The following is a 19,549-nucleotide window of genomic DNA, read 5'->3' as shown; positions in this document are numbered from 1 at the left end:
AAATGACGACCCTGCCATTCCTAAGCCACAAGGACTACAGCAGGGTCGCCTTACATCTGGGCTTTACGTGCCGGAACAATACATCTCTTTCATGACCGGATAACCCAAATCAACATTCGGTTGATGGTGCTCAATTTCTGTACCCCCCGTTTTCCACACGTGAAGGCAACGGGCATGGAGGTAAGGCACCTTTCGAGATAGTCCTACTGCCGAAACCATTGATGTGGTCCCTTCCATTACCCCGACAACAAGAAATTTATTTCCGGGTAACCTCCCCTCCCAATCAAGTTGTCCAGGATAAAAAAAGGCAAATTGGTCTGATTTCATCGGTCTTTTGTCAGTTGGCCCCTCAAACTCATTGTTAGGATACGGCAACCATTCCGCTCTTACAATGGACCCTTCCGCGGTGTCTTCGACGCCGATCATACGCCCTGCCAGTTTAATCGCTCGTCCTTGATACACATCAGGTTGTGCCGTTAAGACACCAAAATCTGATTTTGATTTCAAAGCTTCACTCCCATTGGAAGGGAAAAGAGATTGCGAGGCACACCCCATGCTGAATGTTAACGAAGCCCCAACCGCAAGAATAATTGAATTTCTCACGATACACCTCCTTAATTTGTAACTTTATTTACTTATAAACCATTCTACTCCCTGTTTTATTAACCTACAAATAACATATAGGTAACCTTAGAAAATTTCACAATTGTGACAAAACTATTTCTAATAATGAATTTTACGTAATCAAGGAAAATATATTTTCCACTCCTAAATTCCCATTCGAATTTAATGGTTGGCCTGGAGCGTCGGGCATCATGAGCGATCAGCCGTCAGGGGAATTCGCAGCAACCATCCCGTCAAGAAGAGGATGGGAAAGATCAACTCAGCCAAAGAACTCCTTCTCCAACTGGCCTAGAAAGCAGGAACCTAGCAAGATCCGGAAAAATCAACATTCCATTCGGCCAAAAATATGGACGGGTCACGGGTTCGACTCATAATCCATGGCCAAACATTGTTCATCAATTGTAGTGGAACATTCTGTCACACATTCTTGAGACCATCTCTGCACCGATCACGCGACGGATGTGGCCTCATTGGTCGTGTAATGGGTTGAAGGAAAAATTACCCGTCAGATGAATCCGACCTAACTCTGTCTCCCTTCCTGCTCTTTTCACTTCGTCCCATTCTCTTGTTAGTTTTTCCCGCTTCGGGCTCTTAGCGTCTGTCACAAAAAATTTACCTGCCTGTGATGGGGGTGTCATTTCTGCTGCGTAAAGTCTGGGTAAGAATAATCATCAACATACACCAGCGCATGCGGAAGGAGCATGGTATGCAAAAATGGATTGACACTCGCGGAGGTTTCTCACGGTATTCACAAGGTTCAACTACTCAGGTAGGTTCACAGAGCCCTGGTTCCCTGTGGTCTTTGGTCCTGGCCGGGGGACATGGGGAGCGTCTTCGGGACTATACCGAACAGCGTTTTGGTTCGTATCGACCGAAGCAATATTGTGCGTTTCTTGGAAAACGATCGATGATCCAACATACGTGGAGGCGGGCAAAAGCTCTCTGCTTACCCCACCAGGTTGTGACGGTGATGGATCAATCACACTGGGGCTATGTACGGACGCAATTGATCCAGGAACCTCTGGGCCGCTTAGTTTGGCAACCCGACAATCGAGGAACCGGACCTGGCGTGTTTCTGCCGCTTGCCTATATCCGAGCGCATGATCCTCAGGCCACGGTGGTTCTGTGGCCCTCAGATCATTTCATTTTCCCGGTTGAGCCAATGATTCAAGTGGTTCGTGAGGCGGCGGCCCTGGTCCAGGAACAACCTCATCGTATGGTGTTGTTGACTGTTCCTCCTCAATCGCGTGAACAAGACTATGGGTGGGTAATTCCAGGTGATCGTCTTCCGCATTCTGGAGGGATTCAGATCAGGGAAGTGCAAAGATTTGTGGAAAAACCACAAGGGTCCCAGCTTGAGGACATTGCCCTGAGTGGAGGGCAATGGAATACCTTGGTGTTGATTGCCAATGTCCAAACCTTATGGGAAGCCGGTCGTCAGTGTATTCCGGAAGTGGTGCTGCCTCTTGAAGAACATGCGGGCGGGATTGGTACCTCAAGCGAACTTCAACGATTACAGCATCTCTATCGGACGATGCCCACGAGAAATTTTTCCAGTGATCTGTTGTCGCTGATTCCTCAGCAATTACACATGATGGACCTGACCGGGGTTTATTGGAGTGATTGGGGAAGGCCGGAGCGCATTCAGGAGACTCTCGCGTATATGAGCGGGTATGAACTCTTTGAAGCGAAGGGTCCGTCGGCTCGAAAGACTTGGATGAAGGCTCCTGAGCACAAGACAGTTCAGGAGGAATTCACCATTGTTATGGGCTAGAGAATCTGATGATTCAATGCGATGCCTGTGTCGCCCGGATGACTGGCCATAAGGCTCACAGTCGATGGCCACCCTGATGGCCCGGGTTAGGATGAAGGGCCAGCCCCGATTGTCGGGGCTTGGTTTCAGGAGATGTTCCAAGAGAAAGAGAGGGAATGTATGAGTAGAGTGAGATCGGAAGGTGAGGGAGACTGCGCCCCAAAAGCTTCGTCGCAGGACAGATCCGGTACGATCCAATTGCGGTGCCGTAGTTGTGGTCTGGAGTGGGAGCCGGCCTATTACCAAGAAGGATGTCCGCTGAGGGAATTGGAAACAGTGTTTCTTTCTGAAAATTGGTTTTTAGTGCCTGGCGAAGCCACGAGTTAATTTTGACAGAGGCGGGGAGATGTGTTGGCTTAGCTAAAAAAAACCGACGACTTCTCATTCACTGTCTTCAGAAGGAAGGCGGCTGGGTGGGCTTCCCCTTCCAGTTTGCAATAAACCAATCCTGGGCCTGAAATGGTGCTTCATTTTCCAAAGGCTTGACGCGAGTGTAGGTTCCATCGGCTTGGAGTTGTCGCGTGTGCATGTTGTCCTTCAGGTAGGGACGTAAGATGGTCTCAACAATGAAGGTTCGCAGTGTGGAATTCTCAATCGGAAATAAAACTTCAACCCGCCGGTCCATATTGCGGGGCATGAGATCCGCACTTCCCAGAAATAATTCATCCTGCCCTCCGTTACGAAAATAATAACAGCGGGAATGCTCAAGAAATCGTCCCACGAGAGACGTGACCGTGATGGTCTGGCTAAGTCCTGGGATGCCGGGGCGGAGCCCGCACATCCCACGGACCATGAGTTCAATCTTGACCCCAGCTTGAGAGGCTCGATACAAAGCCTGAATAGATGCTTTGTCGACGAGAGAATTTACCTTAAAGGCCAGGTAGCCGTCTCCATGTTCTTGTTGGCGGGATATCTCCCGATTGATTCGCTTGATGATATTCGTTCGAATCCCCATCGGCGCAATCAAGAGTTTCGCGTAGGAGTCTTTTTTGGAATATCCCGTCAAGGCATTGAATAGATCGGTAATATCTTCGCCGAATACCGGGTGACAGGTAAATAAACTAAAGTCCGTATAGAACTTGCTGGTGATGGGGTTATAATTTCCGGTTCCGAGATGTAGATATCGACGAATGCCATCCGATTCCCGACGAACGACCATGCAGACCTTGGCATGTGTTTTCAGGCCCAGGACACCATACACCACATGCACGCCTTCATCTTCTAATTTTCTTGCCCATTCAATATTGTTTTCCTCATCGAATCGGGCTTTGAGTTCCAGGAGAACGGCAACCTGCTTGTCATTTTGTCGGGCTTCCATGAGGGCGTCGACCACTGGGGAGTTGATACCCACTCGATAGAGTGTCTGTTTGATCGCTATTACCTTCGGGTCCAGAGCGGCTTGTCGAATGAAATCGACGACAGGTGAGAAGCTGTCGAATGGGTGATGAAGGAAGATGTCCTCGCGTTTGATGAGTGAAAACAGTGATTCTTTTGAGGAGGAGTCGTGCAGCATATTGGGGAAATGAGGTGAAAATTTCAGATCCTGTCGGTCAATGGCTGTGAGCTCAATGAGATTCGAAAGGCCGAGACGGAAATCATAGGTGTAGACTTGATAGGGCGCTAATTTCAGGTTTCGGACCAGGATATCTTTGATGGAATCCGGCATATGCCGGTCCAGTTCCAATCTCACGACCGAACCGAATTGGCGTAAATCAATTTGTTCTTCGATGGCAGCCAGGAGGTCGCCGGCTTCATCTTCTTCGATTTCAAAATCTGCATCCCTGGTAATTCGAAAAAAGTAGGAGGATTCAATGATGAGACCGGGAAATAACAAATCCAGATTGGCTGCGATGATGTCTTCAAGCCAGACAAAAACGGTGCTTTCTGGTCCAGATCCCAATCCCAGTTGTTCATCGTCGGATACCTGGGATTCATCCGGAATCCTGACAAGCCGTGGAAAATTAGATGGGACTTTTAGGCGGGCAAAACATTCTCCACGATCAGGGTCTTTAGCCACCACGGCGAGATTGACCGTGAGGTTGGATATATGAGGAAAGGGATGACTGGGGTCAAAGGCCAACGGGGTCAGGGCCGGAAAAATTTCCTTTCGGAAATATCGCCGGAGTAAAGCCAGTTGTTTGGGTTTGACGTCTGGATAGGAGAGAATGCGGATGCCCGCATTTACCAGGTGGGGAAACAGGTCATCCTGCCAGCACCGGTTTACACGGGAAAAGCACTTTAGGAGAGCTTCACGGGTTTGTCCTAATTGATCCGAAGGACTCAGCCCATCCAATGCGGCATCCAATACCCCGCTGGACAATTGTTCGCGTAATCCGGAAATCCGGATCATGAAAAACTCGTCAAGATTATTGAAGAAAATCGAAAGGAATTTTACTCGTTCCAGTAATGGGTGGCTCGGATCTTCGGCTTCTTCCAGTACCCGTTTATTGAACTCGAGCCAACTTAGTTCCCGGTTCAGGTACAGCTTGGGGTCATCGAGATTATCAATGACCTCAGGTGTTTTGGGAGCCGTTGGTTTTGTTTGATGAGTCATGTTCAGATCTCCTATTATGCCTGTTTTGAATGAAGAGTCATTTTACCTGTTCGAGGTGACTTTGGCCTATTATCATCCCAATAAAACGGGTCTATGCCGACGTAAACGATTCATAGAGGATTGGCCTAAGGTTTTATAGTTTTTCCCCTTGTTTTTGAAGTTTTTTCCATTGTTTCGGGATTTGTTGATACACCTGGGATTGCCGGTTGCGTAACCGTTCCACCATCAGTCCGGTGACATAAGGGATGCCGATTCCCCGGGAATGTTGTTTGAGAGCGAGGAGCCGTTGCTCGGCCACCAGAGCATCTTGATGTTGACCCAGCAGATCCTGAGTGTATTTCGCTTGTTCAAGAAACCGTTTGGCACGTTTGCCAATCAAGGGCTCGGCGAGTTCAAGCGCATATCGCGCTCGCTTTAAGAGTATTCGAGTGCGATGCAGTTCAGCTTTCGGGAAAGAGCTGTTTGAGGTATTCACAAAATCCTGAACTTTGTGAAAGGCTTTTCTCGCTATATCGGTAATCGTGAGTGGAGACAGCTGAAATGGTAAACGGGTTAGTGAGTCCTCAAAATGATTCAGGAGATTGAGATACCGGTCGCTACGAAATTCCTCCAGAAGTTTGGCCCGGGCCATAGATCTCTGATCTTCAAATTTCTGGAGAATTGATTGAAATGCACGCTGTTCTTGTATGGAGAGGTCATGGAAATTTTTCCGAAATGAACTTAAAAGGACATCCCAATCTCTGACCTCGCCCAACAAAGAGCCAACCCAGCCCAGCTCCTGGCGGACATGCTCTGTCCATTCGGGTGCGAAAAACATACGTACCGCTCGAAGGATGGCTCTCATGCGGCGGGTCGCGACTCGCATGCGATGGAGCGCTTCGCTATCCCGACCCAAACGGGTCCCGGGATCATGTTGCAACATCTGAAGAAATTGGGAATGAAGCCTTTCTCGAATATGTTCTGTCGGTGGTGCTGAAGAATCACTGAACTCGAGGGCAAGCGGATAGGGAAGGTGTAGTGCCTGAAAAATCTTGGGTTGTAAAGGTTTCTCTTCTGCCCCGGCATGAAGCAAGACTTTTCGGATAGGCTTGAGTTGTGCGGCCGTGCCTTCCTGTAATTCAACCTCTAATTCCTGGAATGAATGCACAACTTTTTTGTTTTTAATGAGGGCCACGGAATCCTGGACGACTTCCGCGATAATCTGGCTGTCTTCCCGAATGCGTACCCCTTTTCTCTTTGTCCGGAGTTTTCCGAGTTGAATGGCCTCCTGTTTTCTAAAAAAAGCCGTTAATAAGTCCTGAAATTCCCAGGGAATGCTGCGACTGCCGGAATCAATTCTCAACTCCAGGCGAACGGCACCGCTGGGTATTTTTAATTGCCAGACCCCATGGGCATGTTCCACTCGTTTTCGGAGTGTCAGACCCAATTGCCCGAGTCGATGTTGCTCGCTGTCAAAATAGGTGGATGTGAATACGCGGGTCGGGATCGGTTCCCCGATGTCGGGAGGAATTTGGAAACCAGATGGAATCCGAAACTTAATTTCGTCTTCAATCGTTTGGTGAATTTTCCATGGCATAACAACTCATCTTGCAATATTCAATGTGCCGTGGTCCGTTTGAAAGAAATCTTCACGGGACTGGGTTGAGATTCAAGACATACGCGCTACTTTCTCAGAAAATCATTGAAAAAGAAAGGAAAAAATCGGTCTCATTTTACCTGAATGGATCGCAAAAAAGTGTGAAGTTTTCGGGTAATCACCTATATTTACCTGATAAATGTCGGGTTTTCCCCTGCAGGGCCTATGGGGTCACTTTCACGCCCCGGTGATCACGGGGTGAGCGCACTTGATCTAAGGAAACGGGTATCTCTTCCTGCAAGCTCTGTCACACGATGGGTGATTAAATCTGAATAGGACTGGTAAAAAACATTTTGTATTCCGGAATACGAGAAAACCTATGTCACCAAAAACGGGAGTTCAGTATACTACCAGGAGGGGAAGTGAGGGACAGACTACACAGGAGAAAAATTGATGTATGAAGACTTGTCCAGTAAGCAACTGACTCAATTGTTGCAAACGGCTGTCGAGGCGGCCCACGTGGCGGCTGTTCCCATTCGAGCTTATTTTGAAACGCAGGATCTCCGTATCAGAGAAAAAAGCGATGGTTCACCGGTGACTCAAGCCGATCAAGAGGCGGAAGCGCTTATCCGTACTCAATTGCTTTCCAACGCCGCAATCGGGCCTCTTGATATTCTTGGTGAAGAAGGAGGGTTTCAGGGAACAGGAACAAGATGGCAATGGATCGTGGATCCTATCGATGGAACACGATCCTTTATCCATGGGATCCCGTTATTCGGCACCATTATCGCCTTGGTTGATACTCGGGAAACCTTTCCTGTCCTCGGGGTGATTCATCTTCCCATGCTTGGACTCACCTATGCCGCGGCCAGGGGACAAGGGACCACCCGACAAGGAAAAGCTTTGCATCTTCCAGAAGAGCTCCCTATTGAAAAGGCCATTATCGGGGCAGGCGATTTTGCTCAATTTTCCAGTGTTCATCGGGAGGCGGATTATCATCAACTATTAAACATGTCCGGGTATGTGCGTGGGTATACCGATTGTTTTGGACATAGCCTGGTGATCAGTGGAGCCCTTGGCGCAATGGTGGATCCAGCCTTGAACCCGTGGGATATCCTGGCTACCCAGGTGTTAATCGAGGAAGCTGGAGGGGCGGCAATCCTTCGTCCCTCGAAGGTTTCCGGAAAGGTTGATGCAGTATTTGGGAATCGTTTGCTCGTTCAACATCTTGTGCGGGAACTCGCCTTTTAAAATCAGCGGGGCTTTTCGGGACGATGCGTTCCTTCTTAGAGCATTCCTGCCGTGCTGTATCAGGCGCCCATCATAAGCATGTCTCCCGTGTTTCGAATTCTCTGCATGTAATCGGCTGAGATTTACCCGTTTGTAACCTTCCCATAACGGGTAGGAAATGTGTGTCGGGTACCATTTCCGCTAGGTCTGGTACCATACGTATAAATTTTTATGGCTGATTCGGATGTGTTCATAGGGAATGACCAGATTATCCGAGAGTGTCAGGTGATCGCTATGAGGGATCTTGTCCTTGATCCACAAACATTTCGAGTTGTCTTTCGAGCGCAAGCGGTCCTTCTCACACGCCTTGAATTTCGGTTATTGGAACAATTGCTTGCTTGCGAGGGGAGGTTTCTGTATCGCCAGGATCTCTTGAAACGCGTCTGGGGACCGCAGGTCTCTGTTGAAGTTCGGACCGTAGATGCTCATATAGTCCGACTCCGGCGGAAACTACAGCAATTGGGCGATCAAGGCCCCACTATTGAAACAGTCTGGGGTGTGGGGTATCGTATTCCGATCATTGATGATTATCCTGTCTCCTCCTGAAGATTTCCTCCTTGCAAAGTCTGATGCCTGTATTGACCACGGAATCCTTGTGGGAATGAACGGGTAGAGCCAAACCCATTTTGAAGGAGTTTAGCCCTATGAAACGGCTTGCGGTTATCGATATTGGCACCAATTCCATTCACATGGTTTTAGCCGAAATTGGAAAAGGGTTTTCCTATAAGATTGTTGACCGTATAAAAGAAATGGCCAGGTTGGGGGATGGAACCTTTACATCTCAGCGGCTGTCTCCAGAGGCCATGGACCGTGGGTTGAGCGTCCTAAAACGATTTTCCATGCTGGCAAAGAATAAGGGATTTGATCCTATATTACCGATTGCCACCAGTGCGGTCCGCGAGGCAAAAAATGGAGGGGATTTTTTAAAATTCGTTCGCAAAGAGCTTGGTCTTCGGGTGCGGGTCATCACCGGTGAGGAAGAGGCCCGCCTCATCTATTTAGGCGTAAGGAATAGCATGGACCTCGCCCATTTTCCCGCCATGATTGTGGATATCGGGGGCGGATCGGTGGAATTAATGGCTTGTACGCAAACGCGCTTAAAATTTGTGAGGACTCTCAAACTAGGAGCGATTAGGTTGAAAGATCAATTCCTCAAAGCAGATACTCCTGATAGAAAAATGATCCAACGTCTGGAAAATCTGGTCAGTCAAACTTTGAAGAAATCTTTATCCTCGAAGAAACGTGACCTTCAATTTAATCAACTTGTGGCCACATCGGGGATGGCGGGAAACCTCACGGAAATCATTTATCTGACACGGACCGGGAGGCCCCTCACACAAATCGACATGGCCACGATCGAGTTAGATGAAGTCAGAGAGGTTGAGAGGCTATTGCGGACAAAAGATACGCAGGCGCGGTTGAAGATCCCCGGCCTGGACCCCAGACGTGTGGATACCCTGTATTCCGGTGTCTTGGTGTTGCGTATGCTTATGGAACGTATCGGGGTCAAACAAGCGCGCATCAGTGATAAAGCGATTCGTGAAGGGGTCATTTACGATTTCATCCAACAGCATCAGGCAGGGTTGCGGGCGGAACAGGAAATTCCTCAGGTTCGTCGCCGACAGGTCTTATTGTTGGCCAGACGCTATCAATATCCAAAAAACCATGCGCATCATGTGGCGAAATTGGCGTTAAGTTTGTTCGATCAGACCCAATCATTGCATCAACTTGGCGACAGAGAACGGGAGTGGTTGGAATATGCGGCCATCCTTCACGATATTGGGCATCATATTAGTGAGAATAAACACCACAAACATACCTACTATTTGATAACCCATGCCGATCTTCCCGGGTTTTCGTCTGAAGAAGTAGCCATTATCGCCAACGTGGCCCGATATCATCGACGCGGCCAACCTACGATCAGGCATAAAGGATTTCGCCTCTTAAATCGCGATCAGAGAAAAGTTGTGCCATGTCTCAGTGCGATTTTACGAATTGCCGATGGTCTGGATCGTAGTCATTTTTCTGTGGTCAGGAAAATTTCCATTGAACTCGGGAAGCCTCTGCGCCTCCATGTCTTGTTTCGCTATGACCCGGAATTGGAGTTGTGGACGACAGAACGAAGGAAAAAACTGTTTGAGAAAATTTTTCATTGTCCTGTTGAATTGGTGGCGCCCACAGTTAAATCTAAATCGGTCGCCTAATGGCTTCTCGTCGTGCTTGTCTTTCTTAAAAAGAAACTCATTTTTCCGGAATATCGCTTGATCCCGTAAACGATAGTTAGCCAGGCCTTTCTCGAGTTCCTCCGTGCACTCTCCCCTTGCGCTCCTTTTAAGCTGACTTCTTTTTCACGTTAAGACAGATACCCTTTTGTTTGAGATAATTTGTGGCCGGAATGAAATTTGCCCTATCCCTCCAATTGGGGGTGGTACCGTTTGCGTCGCTCTCTTTAATCTAACGGTTCGACAGATTGAGTTTCTGGTTTCCTTTCAAACAGAAACGTCCTATCCCAACCACAAGGAGGAGTTATGGCAGAATCCTATGAAAAGGGCGCATTGCAAGTGTCAACGGCAGGACTTGAAGAGGAAGGGTATCAAATGTATTTAGGCCAGAAATGTCGATTGAGCGGTGTGTTAAAAGTCCAGGGGATGGCGCGAATTGATGGATTTGTTGAAGGGGAGATTTATGGAAGCGATCTGATTCAAGTGGGAAAAGATGGAAAGCTTGAAGCCACCGTTAAGGCTAAAGACATTGTCGCACAGGGTCCTTTACGAGGGGACTTTGTTGCTCAACAAAAGATACAGCTCTTGGCCCCAGCGACATTGGAAGGGAAAATCGATGCACCGGTTTTTCTGCTAGAAGAAGGCGTCTTCGTCAATGGACTGGTGAAAATGGGGGTGGTGTGCCCTGCAGCCTCCTAAGCCAAATGTACGTATTTAAACAGATGTATCGAGTGAAAAGCCGTGGCATCGAACGCGTATTGTTCTCTTATTCCCACGACTCATGGTGAAGTGTGGTCCACAAGGCCCTTAGCGTAGCGCTCTGAGCTGCGCAGGGGCCATCCACCATACTAAATTGCCCTGCCCTACTCCGACGGTTCCATCAAAAGAAATAAGACAGCTTCCAGCCTTTTTGACTGAAAGGCCGGAGCAGTTTTTTCCAAAAATCATCAATGCGGCTGTTTGGCCAAGATGAGGTTCATGCCCGACGCACATGACGAAGGCATCCTTTGGCAATGTTTGTAAAATCTCGAATAGCAGTATGGGCGATTGATCATAGACCAACTCAGGACAAAGCTGAATGGTTGCCTTGATCTGTAGAGCCTCCTTGGTAATCTCCGCCGTTTGTTGCGTACGGATTAAAGGGCTGCATAAAAGGTGGGAGGGCTTTATGCCGATTCGTTTGAGCCCTGCAGCCACCTGTTTGGTTTTGGTAATCCCTTCTTTCGTCAGAGGGCGTTCGCGTTCAGAGCCCTCCCATTCCTCGGTGTTAACGGCAATGCCATGGCGAAGTAGAAGACAATTCATATGGACATCTCCTTATTTTGACCCATTATGAGCGACTAGTTCGATTATCATACCTCAAAAATAACATCTCTACAGCCTCTGCAAAAGTTAAAAATTGCCAAGGTGAAACTGAAGACCGGGACACCCCAATGAGCAATACACAGAAAGTGTTCACTTGGAATTGAAATTGCGCAACGAAGGCAACCATAGAATGGGGCAAAGCAACGTCTTGGCATTTCTCTGTCAATCATTTTGGGCAGAAAACCCATAAGCCCAGGATTTTGGCTACAAGATAACTGCTCCGACGACGGCTACGGTAATCTTTGATAACGGTATAATTACATCGCGATTTTCTCTTAGGATGTCGATATGGGGCACGCCTACGACGATAAAAAGGAAGCAGGGGCGAGTAGGGATAACTAGCGCAGAAGGACAACGCTGGTTACCAGTCTGAGGTTTCCAGCCTGATTTCAGCCTGTCATGAACTCGACAAATTGAAGGTATATGATTAGGGAGTCAGCTGGCGTTTTTTTAACGCCGATCAACCAATTATGTGTTTGTGTAAGGCCAACCTAAGTATCCATGGAGGAATGCCTGACATAAGCCAACACAGCATACGTATTGCCAAAGATGCTGAAACCAAAGAGACAGGCTTGTGAAATAAACCTTTCATGATCAGAGAGCATCATAATCAGGAGAAGAAAGCACACAAACCATAGCCCAAGAATACGGGCACCGTATGCTTCGGGGATGGTTGCTTTAGGAAAGAATTTTTAATGGCGAGGTGATCTAGTTTCGTTTGTGCCTCTCATTCCTACGCATGCGACGTGTAATGACCATCTTGACAATTGGGAAATTTGCGCTAATAGTATCGAAAATCGATATCGATAAACGATAACAGAATCTAATTTCCCAAGCTGAAGTCTTTATGCCCACCAGTAATCACGAGCCTACTCGGCGCATGGTGCGCCAATTTTTCCTGGGTTTCGTCAAAATCCATATTTTAACCATGCCGCTGAGGAGCCCGTCTGTGGGGTTGATTTGGCTCAGGAATTGGCTAGCCATGGTTACCAGCTGAGTCCAGGCACCCTTTATCCAACATTGCACGGACTGGAAGCGGCAGGATATCTCCGATGCCAACTGGAGCTTCAATCGGGACGCCGCCGAAGAACCTACACCATCACCAGATCCGGCCGACAAGCCTTAGTTCAAGCCAGACAGCAAATACGAGAACTACCAGAAGAGGTCATGAATCGAGAAACGATTTGACGAAAGGAGACTGCTGGAAACAGTTACTCATCAATTCCGTGATATGAATTAAGGGTGCACAGGAAGGATGAGAAGAAAAAGAAGTGTTCCAAATTCATCTAGCCCCATCCTGGGTCATTCTTCAACACGTAAAAGGTCAATGATCATTATAATTATAAATAAGAAGGACACCTCAATGAATCTGTTGCCAACCCTCCTGGCAATCTTTTTTTGTCTATATGTGGCCATAGAAGCTTGTCATGCTCAACAGCCTGAACCGTTGTCCACTCACCTGACCTTGCTGCATGCCATTGAATATGCCTTGAATCATTATCCTGCGGTGCGGGAATCCTTAGCCAAGCAAAAGGAAGCTCAATCCGGCATCGATTTGGCAGAGACAAGCTATCTCCCACGGGTGGAAATCGGCGTTCAAGGAAGTCGATCGACCTTTAATAATGTCTCGGGGATGTTTTTCCCGAATTCTTTTTTGCAACCGATCTCCGGTCCTGATCTGGGACGCAATTCTTATAGCAGTAGCTGGGGCAGTGCCGCGGGCATTCTGCTGGAATGGGAACCCTTTGACTTCGGGTTGAGATCGGCACAGGTGGATACCGCTCAGACAATGGAGCGTCATTCGCAAGCCTTTATCACGCTCACCCAACTCGAAGTGGCTTTGGCTGTGGGGGATGCCTATATCGATGTTATGATGGCTCAGGAATCACGCCAGGCTCTTCAATCAAATCTAGATCGCCGCGTAGTCTTCGCCAAGACCGTGGATGTTCTGGTACGCAATCAATTGCGGGCTGGAGTTGACGGATCCCGTGCACAAGCTGAGACGGCGGTTGCACAAACTCATTTATTGGAAGCCGAACAAGTTGAACGTTCACGAATGGCTACATTGTCTCAAGTGCTGGGAGTGGCGGGCACGGAAATTTCAATTAAGGATCCCATTTTGGGAAGTTCCCCTCAAGGATCAGTTTCCGACAAGAAGGATCCAGCACAGCACCCCTTAGCCTTAGTCCAAAAAGCTGCAGCCGATATTCCGAAAATGAGGGAAGAGGCCTTAGCCCATGCCTGGGTACCAAAATTCAATTTACAAAGCGCCTTTTTCGGCCGTGGCAGTGGATGGGACAACCAGGGTAAACGAGGTGGCGGCGGGGAAGGGCTATTGCCGGATGTGCCGAATTGGTCGGTTGGCCTAACGGCGACCTTTTCCCTGTTGGATTCTTCGACCATCCGCGCACAAAAACAACAAGAGCATTATCGCAATCTGGCCGAAATGGCACGCTACGATCGAGTGATTCAAGAACTGACCGCGCAGCAGGTAAAAGCTCGATCGCTCATGGAGAGTACCAAGCGCATTGCCGAAAACACGCCAATCCAATTACAAGCCGCTCGCCTGACGGAATCCCAAGCGGCTGCTCAATTTAAAGCCGGTTTGGCCACAGTCGTGGATGTGGCTGAGGCGCAGCGGCTTGTGGTTCAGGCAGAAGTGGATGATGCGCGGGCGCGTCTCGGTGTGTGGAAGGCTTTGTTGGCCTTATCAGGAGTTCAGGGCGAGCTGTCAGAATTTTTACGGCTTGCGCGCCCGTCTTCTTCTTCACCCGGCCGTTAAATGAAGCTCCTTCTCTTTGCCCTCCGGCGACCCGTGACCATTATGGTGCTGGTCGCGGCCATGGCCTTATTTTCATATCTGGTGGTCAAACGGATGGCCATCGACATCTTCCCGAATTTGGGCCTGCCCGCCATTTACGTTGCCCAACCCTATGGAGGCATGGACCCGGCCCAAATGGAGGCCTATCTGGTCTCGTTCTATGAATACCACTTTCTCTATATCACTGGCATCGAGCACGTCGAATCCAAATCCATCCAGGGTGCCGCATTGATGAAATTGTTTTTTCATCCGGATACGGATATGGATCAGGCCTTGGCGCAGACAGTCGCCTATGTGAATCGATCCCGTGCGTTTATGCCCCCTGGCACGGTGCCACCCTTTATTTCGAGATTCGATGCCGGAAGTGTACCGGTTGGGTATTTGGTTTTTCAGAGCCAGACACGGAGCCTGAAGGACATTCAAGATCTGGCCCTGTTCAGAGTGCGTCCGATGTTTTCCGCGGTCCCAGGGGTATCTGCCCCTCCGCCCTTTGGAGGGACAGCTCGAACCATTGTGATTAAGGTGAACCCGGAACGGTTGCGGGCATTTGGCATGTCTCCGGAGGAAGTGGTTCAGGCTGTGCGAACGGGTAATATGCTTATGCCGGCAGGAAATGTCCGCATAGGAGAGTTGGCCTATTTGACCCCTGTGAATTCTGTTGTTGAAAACATCACAGAATTGGAACATCTGCCTATTCGATTGGGGCCAGGGCCCACGGTCTTTTTGAAAGACGTGGGAACCGTGGAAGATGGTGAGGACATTGTCACTAGTTATGCCATGGTGAATGGGCGACGCACAGTCTACATTCCGGTCACCAAACGGGCCGATGCCTCCACCATGGCTGTGGTGGATCGCATTAAGGCCTCGCTCCCGATTTTTCGGGATGCGGTGCCGGACGATATTCAGATTAGTTTTGAATTCGATCAATCAACCTATGTTACGAATGCGGTAAAGGCTGTCCTCGTGGAAAGTGCACTGGGAGCCGTCTTGACGGGATTAGTGGTGTGGCTATTTCTCCGGAGTTGGCGGAGTTCGGTGATAGTTGTGATGACCATTCCATTTGCTCTGTTCTCCGCCGTGGTGGCTTTGTGGGCAACAGGACAGACCATCAATATTATGACACTAGGGGGCTTGGCCCTGGCAGTGGGCATTTTGGTGGATGAATCCACAGTCACGATTGAAAATGTGCATGCCCATTTGTCTCGTGGGAAGAGCCTGGGGAGGGCTGTCAAGGATTCACGTGTTGAAGTGGTGGTGCCTCTTCTCCTGGCTATGCTGAGTATTTTAGCGGTGTTTCTCCCGTCCTTTTTTATGAGCGGAGTGGCGAAAGCCTTGTTTGTCCCGTTGGCATTGGCAGTGGGATTTGCCATGGCGGCCTCCTATATCCTTTCCACGACATTAGTCCCAGTCTTGGCTGTGTGGCTGTTGGGTGGGTATCCCAAGGCGGAGGGAAGAGAAGGTCCGACGATGCCAGCCTGGTATGTCAATGCCTTGAGCAGGACCTTGAGCCATAAGGAGCTGGTCCTCATCGGCTATGTGCTGCTCAGTATGGCAATTGTTATTGGTTTTGGTTCCAGGCTGGGGTTGGATATCTTTCCTCGAGTCGATACCGGCCAATTTCAATTACGAATTCTGGCTCCGGATGGGACCCGTGTCGAACGGACGGAAGTGTTGACGAAGGAAATTCTGGAGACCATCAAACAGGAAATCGGTCCGGAACGGATTAATATCAGTCTGGGGTTCGTGGGAGTTCACCCGTCAAGTTACCCGGTGAATACCTTGTATATGTGGAGCAGTGGTCCTCATGAAGCTGTGTTGTTGGTGGCACTGAAGCCGGGTTCCGATATTTCCTTGGAGCAGGTAAAAGAACGATTGAGGGAATTGTTACCCAAGCGTTTTCCCGGGACGCGTTATACCTTTGAGGGCGGTGATATTGTCACGCAGGTCATGAGCATGGGATCCCCGACCCCAATTGAAATCGCGATGAGCGGACCGAATATGGAGGCTAATCGGGCGTATGCGGAACGAGTGCGAGAGGAACTCTCACATCTACCAGCCATCCGGGACCTGCGCTTTGGGCAACCCTTGGATTATCCCACCCTGGAGGTGAGCGTGGATCGAGTGAGAGCAGGCCAGCTTGGTGTGACGGCCGGTGAAGTGGCCAAGGCGGTGGTCTCGGCGACCTCCTCAACACGTTTTGTGGAACCGATTTATTGGCGTGATCCCAATTCCGGAAGGGCTTATCAGGTGCAGGTGGAAATTCCCCAATCGGAATTCCAGTCCGTACAGGATATGCTCAATCTTCCGGTAAAGTTAGAAGGCGGGCGTGGGCCCTTGCTTCGTGACGTGGCAGAGGTCATTCCCGGAACCTCTATTGGAGAGTATGCACGGTATAACATGCAACGGATGGTCACAATTGTGGCCAATGTGACGGGCGAAGATTTAGGTCGGGCGGCGGAACATATTGAGGCCGCGTTAAATCGGGTCGGTCCACCTCCGAAAGGGGTTCGGGTGGACGTTCGAGGGCAAATTGCCCCGATGAGGGAGATGTTCGTCAACCTCCAACTGGGATTGGCCCTGGCCATGCTGAGCATCTTCCTGCTCTTAGCCGCAAACTTTCAATCTTGGCGAAGTGCCTTGGTCGTCTTGCTGACGACCCCTGCAGTATTGATGGGAGTCGTGCTTGTTCTGGCATTTTTCGGGACCACGCTGAATATTCAGTCGTTTTTGGGGGCAATTATGGCCACGGGAGTGGCCGTGGCGAATGCGATCCTTTTAGTGTCGTTTGCCGAACATCATCGGAAAGGAGGACTCTCATCGCTCGAAGCCGCCCGCGAAGGGGCACAAAGCCGGGCTCGCCCCATTCTCATGACCGGATTGGCCATGATCGTCGGAATGTTGCCGATGGCATTGGGCATCATGGAAGGAGGGGAGCAGGTGGCCCCTCTGGGACAGGCCGTGATTGGCGGGTTAGTGCTGGCTACCGTGTCCAGTTTGCTGATCTTGCCCGCAATATATGCGATTCTGGAGAAGGGGGGAGCCACTCAGTCTCCTTCATTAGATCCCGACGATCCCATGAGTGTCCACTATGAACCCTCGCACACCACCGTTCTCAAATAGCTAGGAGTTGCTATGTCAGGCAAGATGATCGGAATCGGGCTGGTGTTGATGGGACTTATTGCGGCAGGTGTAATGGTCCTGAGCAACGAAAGGCATGTTCCTCAGGACCCCACGGTTTCTTCTTCCTCAACTCATTCCCTGGACATATCAAGATCCCCTCCGGGCAGTACTCAACCGGTCTCGGTTGAAGTGGTGCCCGTTACCAGCCAGCAACTGAAAGAGATGATTCCCTTGCCGGGAGAATTGCTTCCTTTTTTAAGCGTCGATCTTTCTCCAAAGTTCACGGGAATCGTTGAATCCGTCAGCGTGGATCGTGGGGCAAAAGTAAAGAAGGGAGATATCCTCATCCAATTACGCGCACCAGAGCTGCAAGCCCAGAGGAGGGAAGCGGAAGCCCAGCTTCGTTCGGCAAACATCACCTATGCCCGTCTTCAATCTGCAGCCTCTACGCCAGGTATCGTGGCCGGAAACGATTTGGAATTGGCTCAACATCATCAAGAAGCCCTGACAGCCCGTCTCCAATCCTTACAAGAAATGGAAAAGTATTTGCGGGTGAAGGCGCCATTCGATGGTGTGATCACACAACGGAATATTCATCCGGGAGCGGTTGTGGGGCCTGACGGCGCAGGTGGCCGCGCCTCATCATTGTTACGGTTAGAGCAAATTGTGCACTTGCGATTGATCGTTCCGGTTCCGGAAGCCTTTGCCGGGTCAATTGATAAAGGGGCAATCGTGCCATTTAGCGTGCCGGCCTATCCGGAGGAAATTTTTCAGGGAGTGGTGTCTCGTATTTCTCAATCGGTAGATCCTAAAACTCGATCTATGCCGGTGGAAATGGACGTCGAAAATCCGGCTATGCGGTTGGCTGCAGGGATGTTTCCAGAGGTCCGCTGGCCGATTCGCCGATCCACTCCCACATTGTTCGTTCCGGCCGCGGCGATTGTCACCACGACGGAAAACGTTTTTGTACTCCTGGTCAAGGAAAACCTGGTGGAATGGATCCCTGTCCGAAAGGGATCTAAGAGTGGCTCAATGGTTGAAGTGTTTGGCGCTCTCCAATCGGGTGATCTCGTTGTGTTAAGGGGAACCGACGAAATGAGGCCGGGCACACAAATTATTCCGGTTTCTAAGGATATACCTGTCAACACCCGTACGTAAATCAGCTTCCTTCGAGAAAGCCCCTTCGATTAACGGTGAAAATTCTTCTTTTCATATTCCTAGTTTTTGTGAATGGATGTCATTCAAGAAATATTCATGACGACATCCACCCGGTGATTCAGGGGAAGGTGCTTCTGAGAGTCTATCTTGTGCGGCATGCTGAATCAAAGGAAAATGTGATGCATTTACCGTGGACTCCAGAGGAAGAGCTTGACACTCTAACAGCCGAAGGGCGAAGACAGGCGGTCGCCATGGGGGATTTTCTAAATGATAAAGGCATTGTTGCCATTCTGAGTTCTCCTGCGGGTCGAACGCGTGAGACGGCCAAAACTATTGGCCAGGTCATTGGATTGAAGGCTGGATATGAGGTTGATCCGGCTTTTGCGTCATTGCGTGGGGGAAAAAGTCTGGATGGGCACCAGATTTCATGGGCATGGCGTGAGAAACAGTGGGCATTGGGGCAGGATCCACGCCCTGAAGGAGGAGAGTCTCTCGGGGATGGGGAATTCCGTGCTAAAGGTGGCTTGAAAAAACTGGCGGAAAAATTCCCTGAAAAGTCTGTCGTGATTGTCTCTCATGGAGATATTTGTGCGGCAGTGCTTGGGTATGCAGCGAATACCCCGATGCCCAAACGATATGTTACTCACAATGTCTCAACGGGATCTATCAGCGAATTTCTCATGACCGATAAAGGGTGGCACATCATCGAAGAAGGGAGGCAATCATTCGAATAGGTTTCCTTCGCCTGCACAAGTAACGGACTCTCTTTGTTTTATCTCCCGATCCCTAAATTCCCCGTGATGGGTTCCTCTGAGTAACAATATTCCACTATCCAGGAGGTCTTTTGGGTTTCCCTGAATGATGTAGTTTTAACTTGACATAAATGCATTTTAAAATTACATTAAGCGCAGGAAATTTGGGGAACACTTTTTGTTCTTTTTTTGATCAATTGAACGCCCAAGGAAGAATGTGTCGTAATGAGAAAAGGGCTAGTAACCTGAATGTC

General features: G+C 49.4%; 14 protein-coding genes. 10 read left to right on the top strand and 4 right to left on the bottom strand.

All coding sequences use genetic code 11. The features are described 5' to 3' along the window. Positions 1-63 precede the first annotated feature (63 nt). A complete protein-coding gene (locus ACTRXD_RS14815) occupies positions 64-603 on the bottom strand; it encodes a Slp family lipoprotein (RefSeq protein ID WP_442432563.1) in 540 nt (179 codons plus the stop codon). A 727-nt stretch (positions 604-1,330) separates the two neighbouring features. Between ACTRXD_RS14815 and ACTRXD_RS14810 the strand changes: the two genes are divergently transcribed. Then, positions 1,331-2,398: a sugar phosphate nucleotidyltransferase gene (locus ACTRXD_RS14810; protein WP_442432562.1), complete on the top strand. Its 1,068-nt coding sequence runs from the start codon at positions 1,331-1,333 to the stop codon at positions 2,396-2,398. 433 nt (positions 2,399-2,831) lie between these two features. Here ACTRXD_RS14810 and ppk1 read toward each other — a convergent pair whose 3' ends face one another. Together ppk1 and ACTRXD_RS14800 are read right to left on the bottom strand one after the other, a co-directional pair. Beyond that, entirely contained in the window at positions 2,832-4,991 is a 2,160-nt protein-coding gene (gene ppk1 / locus ACTRXD_RS14805) for a polyphosphate kinase 1 (RefSeq protein WP_442432561.1), read from the bottom strand. Between the two features lie 133 nt (positions 4,992-5,124). Further along, positions 5,125-6,567, bottom strand: coding sequence for a CHAD domain-containing protein (locus ACTRXD_RS14800; protein ID WP_442432560.1), 1,443 nt, complete (start codon positions 6,565-6,567; stop codon positions 5,125-5,127). A 453-nt stretch (positions 6,568-7,020) separates the two neighbouring features. On the opposite strand from ACTRXD_RS14800, the gene ACTRXD_RS14795 reads away from it, so the two are divergent. The 4 genes from ACTRXD_RS14795 to ACTRXD_RS14780 all read left to right on the top strand — a co-directional run bounded on the left by ACTRXD_RS14795 (position 7,021) and on the right by ACTRXD_RS14780 (position 10,778). Beyond that, the gene (locus tag ACTRXD_RS14795; RefSeq protein WP_442432559.1) at positions 7,021-7,818 is read left to right on the top strand and encodes an inositol monophosphatase family protein; all 798 of its coding nucleotides are present in this window, start codon (positions 7,021-7,023) and stop codon (positions 7,816-7,818) included. Between the two features lie 273 nt (positions 7,819-8,091). After that, the gene (locus tag ACTRXD_RS14790; protein ID WP_442432558.1) at positions 8,092-8,403 is read left to right on the top strand and encodes a winged helix-turn-helix domain-containing protein; all 312 of its coding nucleotides are present in this window, start codon (positions 8,092-8,094) and stop codon (positions 8,401-8,403) included. Positions 8,404-8,501: 98 nt separating this feature from the next. Further along, positions 8,502-10,061: a Ppx/GppA phosphatase family protein gene (locus ACTRXD_RS14785; RefSeq protein ID WP_442432557.1), complete on the top strand. Its 1,560-nt coding sequence runs from the start codon at positions 8,502-8,504 to the stop codon at positions 10,059-10,061. A 324-nt stretch (positions 10,062-10,385) separates the two neighbouring features. Beyond that, positions 10,386-10,778 carry a bactofilin family protein gene (locus ACTRXD_RS14780; protein ID WP_442432556.1) on the top strand — a complete coding sequence of 131 codons (393 nt, stop codon included), beginning with the start codon at positions 10,386-10,388 and terminating at the stop codon, positions 10,776-10,778. Positions 10,779-10,886: 108 nt separating this feature from the next. Here ACTRXD_RS14780 and sixA read toward each other — a convergent pair whose 3' ends face one another. Then, on the bottom strand, positions 10,887-11,384 hold the full coding sequence (gene sixA / locus ACTRXD_RS14775) for a phosphohistidine phosphatase SixA (protein ID WP_442432555.1): 498 nt from the start codon (positions 11,382-11,384) through the stop codon (positions 10,887-10,889). 1,020 nt (positions 11,385-12,404) lie between these two features. Between sixA and ACTRXD_RS14770 the strand changes: the two genes are divergently transcribed. The 5 genes from ACTRXD_RS14770 to ACTRXD_RS14750 all read left to right on the top strand — a co-directional run bounded on the left by ACTRXD_RS14770 (position 12,405) and on the right by ACTRXD_RS14750 (position 19,277). After that, positions 12,405-12,632: a helix-turn-helix transcriptional regulator gene (locus ACTRXD_RS14770; protein ID WP_442432554.1), complete on the top strand. Its 228-nt coding sequence runs from the start codon at positions 12,405-12,407 to the stop codon at positions 12,630-12,632. A gap of 175 nt (positions 12,633-12,807) precedes the next feature. Then, on the top strand, positions 12,808-14,226 hold the full coding sequence (locus ACTRXD_RS14765) for a TolC family protein (protein WP_442432553.1): 1,419 nt from the start codon (positions 12,808-12,810) through the stop codon (positions 14,224-14,226). Continuing rightward, the gene (locus ACTRXD_RS14760; RefSeq protein ID WP_442432552.1) at positions 14,227-17,385 is read left to right on the top strand and encodes an efflux RND transporter permease subunit; all 3,159 of its coding nucleotides are present in this window, start codon (positions 14,227-14,229) and stop codon (positions 17,383-17,385) included. Positions 17,386-17,397: 12 nt separating this feature from the next. After that, positions 17,398-18,543, top strand: a complete 1,146-nt coding sequence (locus tag ACTRXD_RS14755; RefSeq protein ID WP_442432551.1) for an efflux RND transporter periplasmic adaptor subunit — start codon at positions 17,398-17,400, stop codon at positions 18,541-18,543. A gap of 35 nt (positions 18,544-18,578) precedes the next feature. Then, positions 18,579-19,277 (top strand): histidine phosphatase family protein, encoded by a 699-nt coding sequence (locus tag ACTRXD_RS14750; RefSeq protein WP_442432550.1) that lies wholly within the window; start codon positions 18,579-18,581, stop codon positions 19,275-19,277. Positions 19,278-19,549 lie beyond the last annotated feature (272 nt).

It is taken from the genome of Nitrospira sp. T9 (genome assembly GCF_052156535.1).
Classification (GTDB): Bacteria; Nitrospirota; Nitrospiria; order Nitrospirales; family UBA8639; genus Nitrospira_E.
The sequence above is the reverse complement of the archived record's forward strand: the minus strand, read 5'-3'. Positions and strand labels throughout refer to the sequence as shown.

What these genes read in the sequence shown, in the direction of transcription:
- ACTRXD_RS14785 (WP_442432557.1), top strand. Translation starts at nt 8,502, where the DNA reads ATGAAACGGCTTGCGGTTATCGATATTGGCACCAATTCCATTCACATG.
- ACTRXD_RS14795 (WP_442432559.1), top strand. Translation starts at nt 7,021, where the DNA reads ATGTATGAAGACTTGTCCAGTAAGCAACTGACTCAATTGTTGCAAACG.
- ACTRXD_RS14765 (WP_442432553.1), top strand. Translation starts at nt 12,808, where the DNA reads ATGAATCTGTTGCCAACCCTCCTGGCAATCTTTTTTTGTCTATATGTG.
- ACTRXD_RS14780 (WP_442432556.1), top strand. Translation starts at nt 10,386, where the DNA reads ATGGCAGAATCCTATGAAAAGGGCGCATTGCAAGTGTCAACGGCAGGA.
- ACTRXD_RS14755 (WP_442432551.1), top strand. Translation starts at nt 17,398, where the DNA reads ATGTCAGGCAAGATGATCGGAATCGGGCTGGTGTTGATGGGACTTATT.
- ACTRXD_RS14800 (WP_442432560.1), bottom strand. Translation starts at nt 6,567, where the DNA reads ATGCCATGGAAAATTCACCAAACGATTGAAGACGAAATTAAGTTTCGG.
- ACTRXD_RS14810 (WP_442432562.1), top strand. Translation starts at nt 1,331, where the DNA reads ATGCAAAAATGGATTGACACTCGCGGAGGTTTCTCACGGTATTCACAA.
- ACTRXD_RS14760 (WP_442432552.1), top strand. Translation starts at nt 14,227, where the DNA reads ATGAAGCTCCTTCTCTTTGCCCTCCGGCGACCCGTGACCATTATGGTG.
- ppk1 (WP_442432561.1), bottom strand. Translation starts at nt 4,991, where the DNA reads ATGACTCATCAAACAAAACCAACGGCTCCCAAAACACCTGAGGTCATT.
- sixA (WP_442432555.1), bottom strand. Translation starts at nt 11,384, where the DNA reads ATGAATTGTCTTCTACTTCGCCATGGCATTGCCGTTAACACCGAGGAA.
- ACTRXD_RS14790 (WP_442432558.1), top strand. Translation starts at nt 8,092, where the DNA reads ATGAGGGATCTTGTCCTTGATCCACAAACATTTCGAGTTGTCTTTCGA.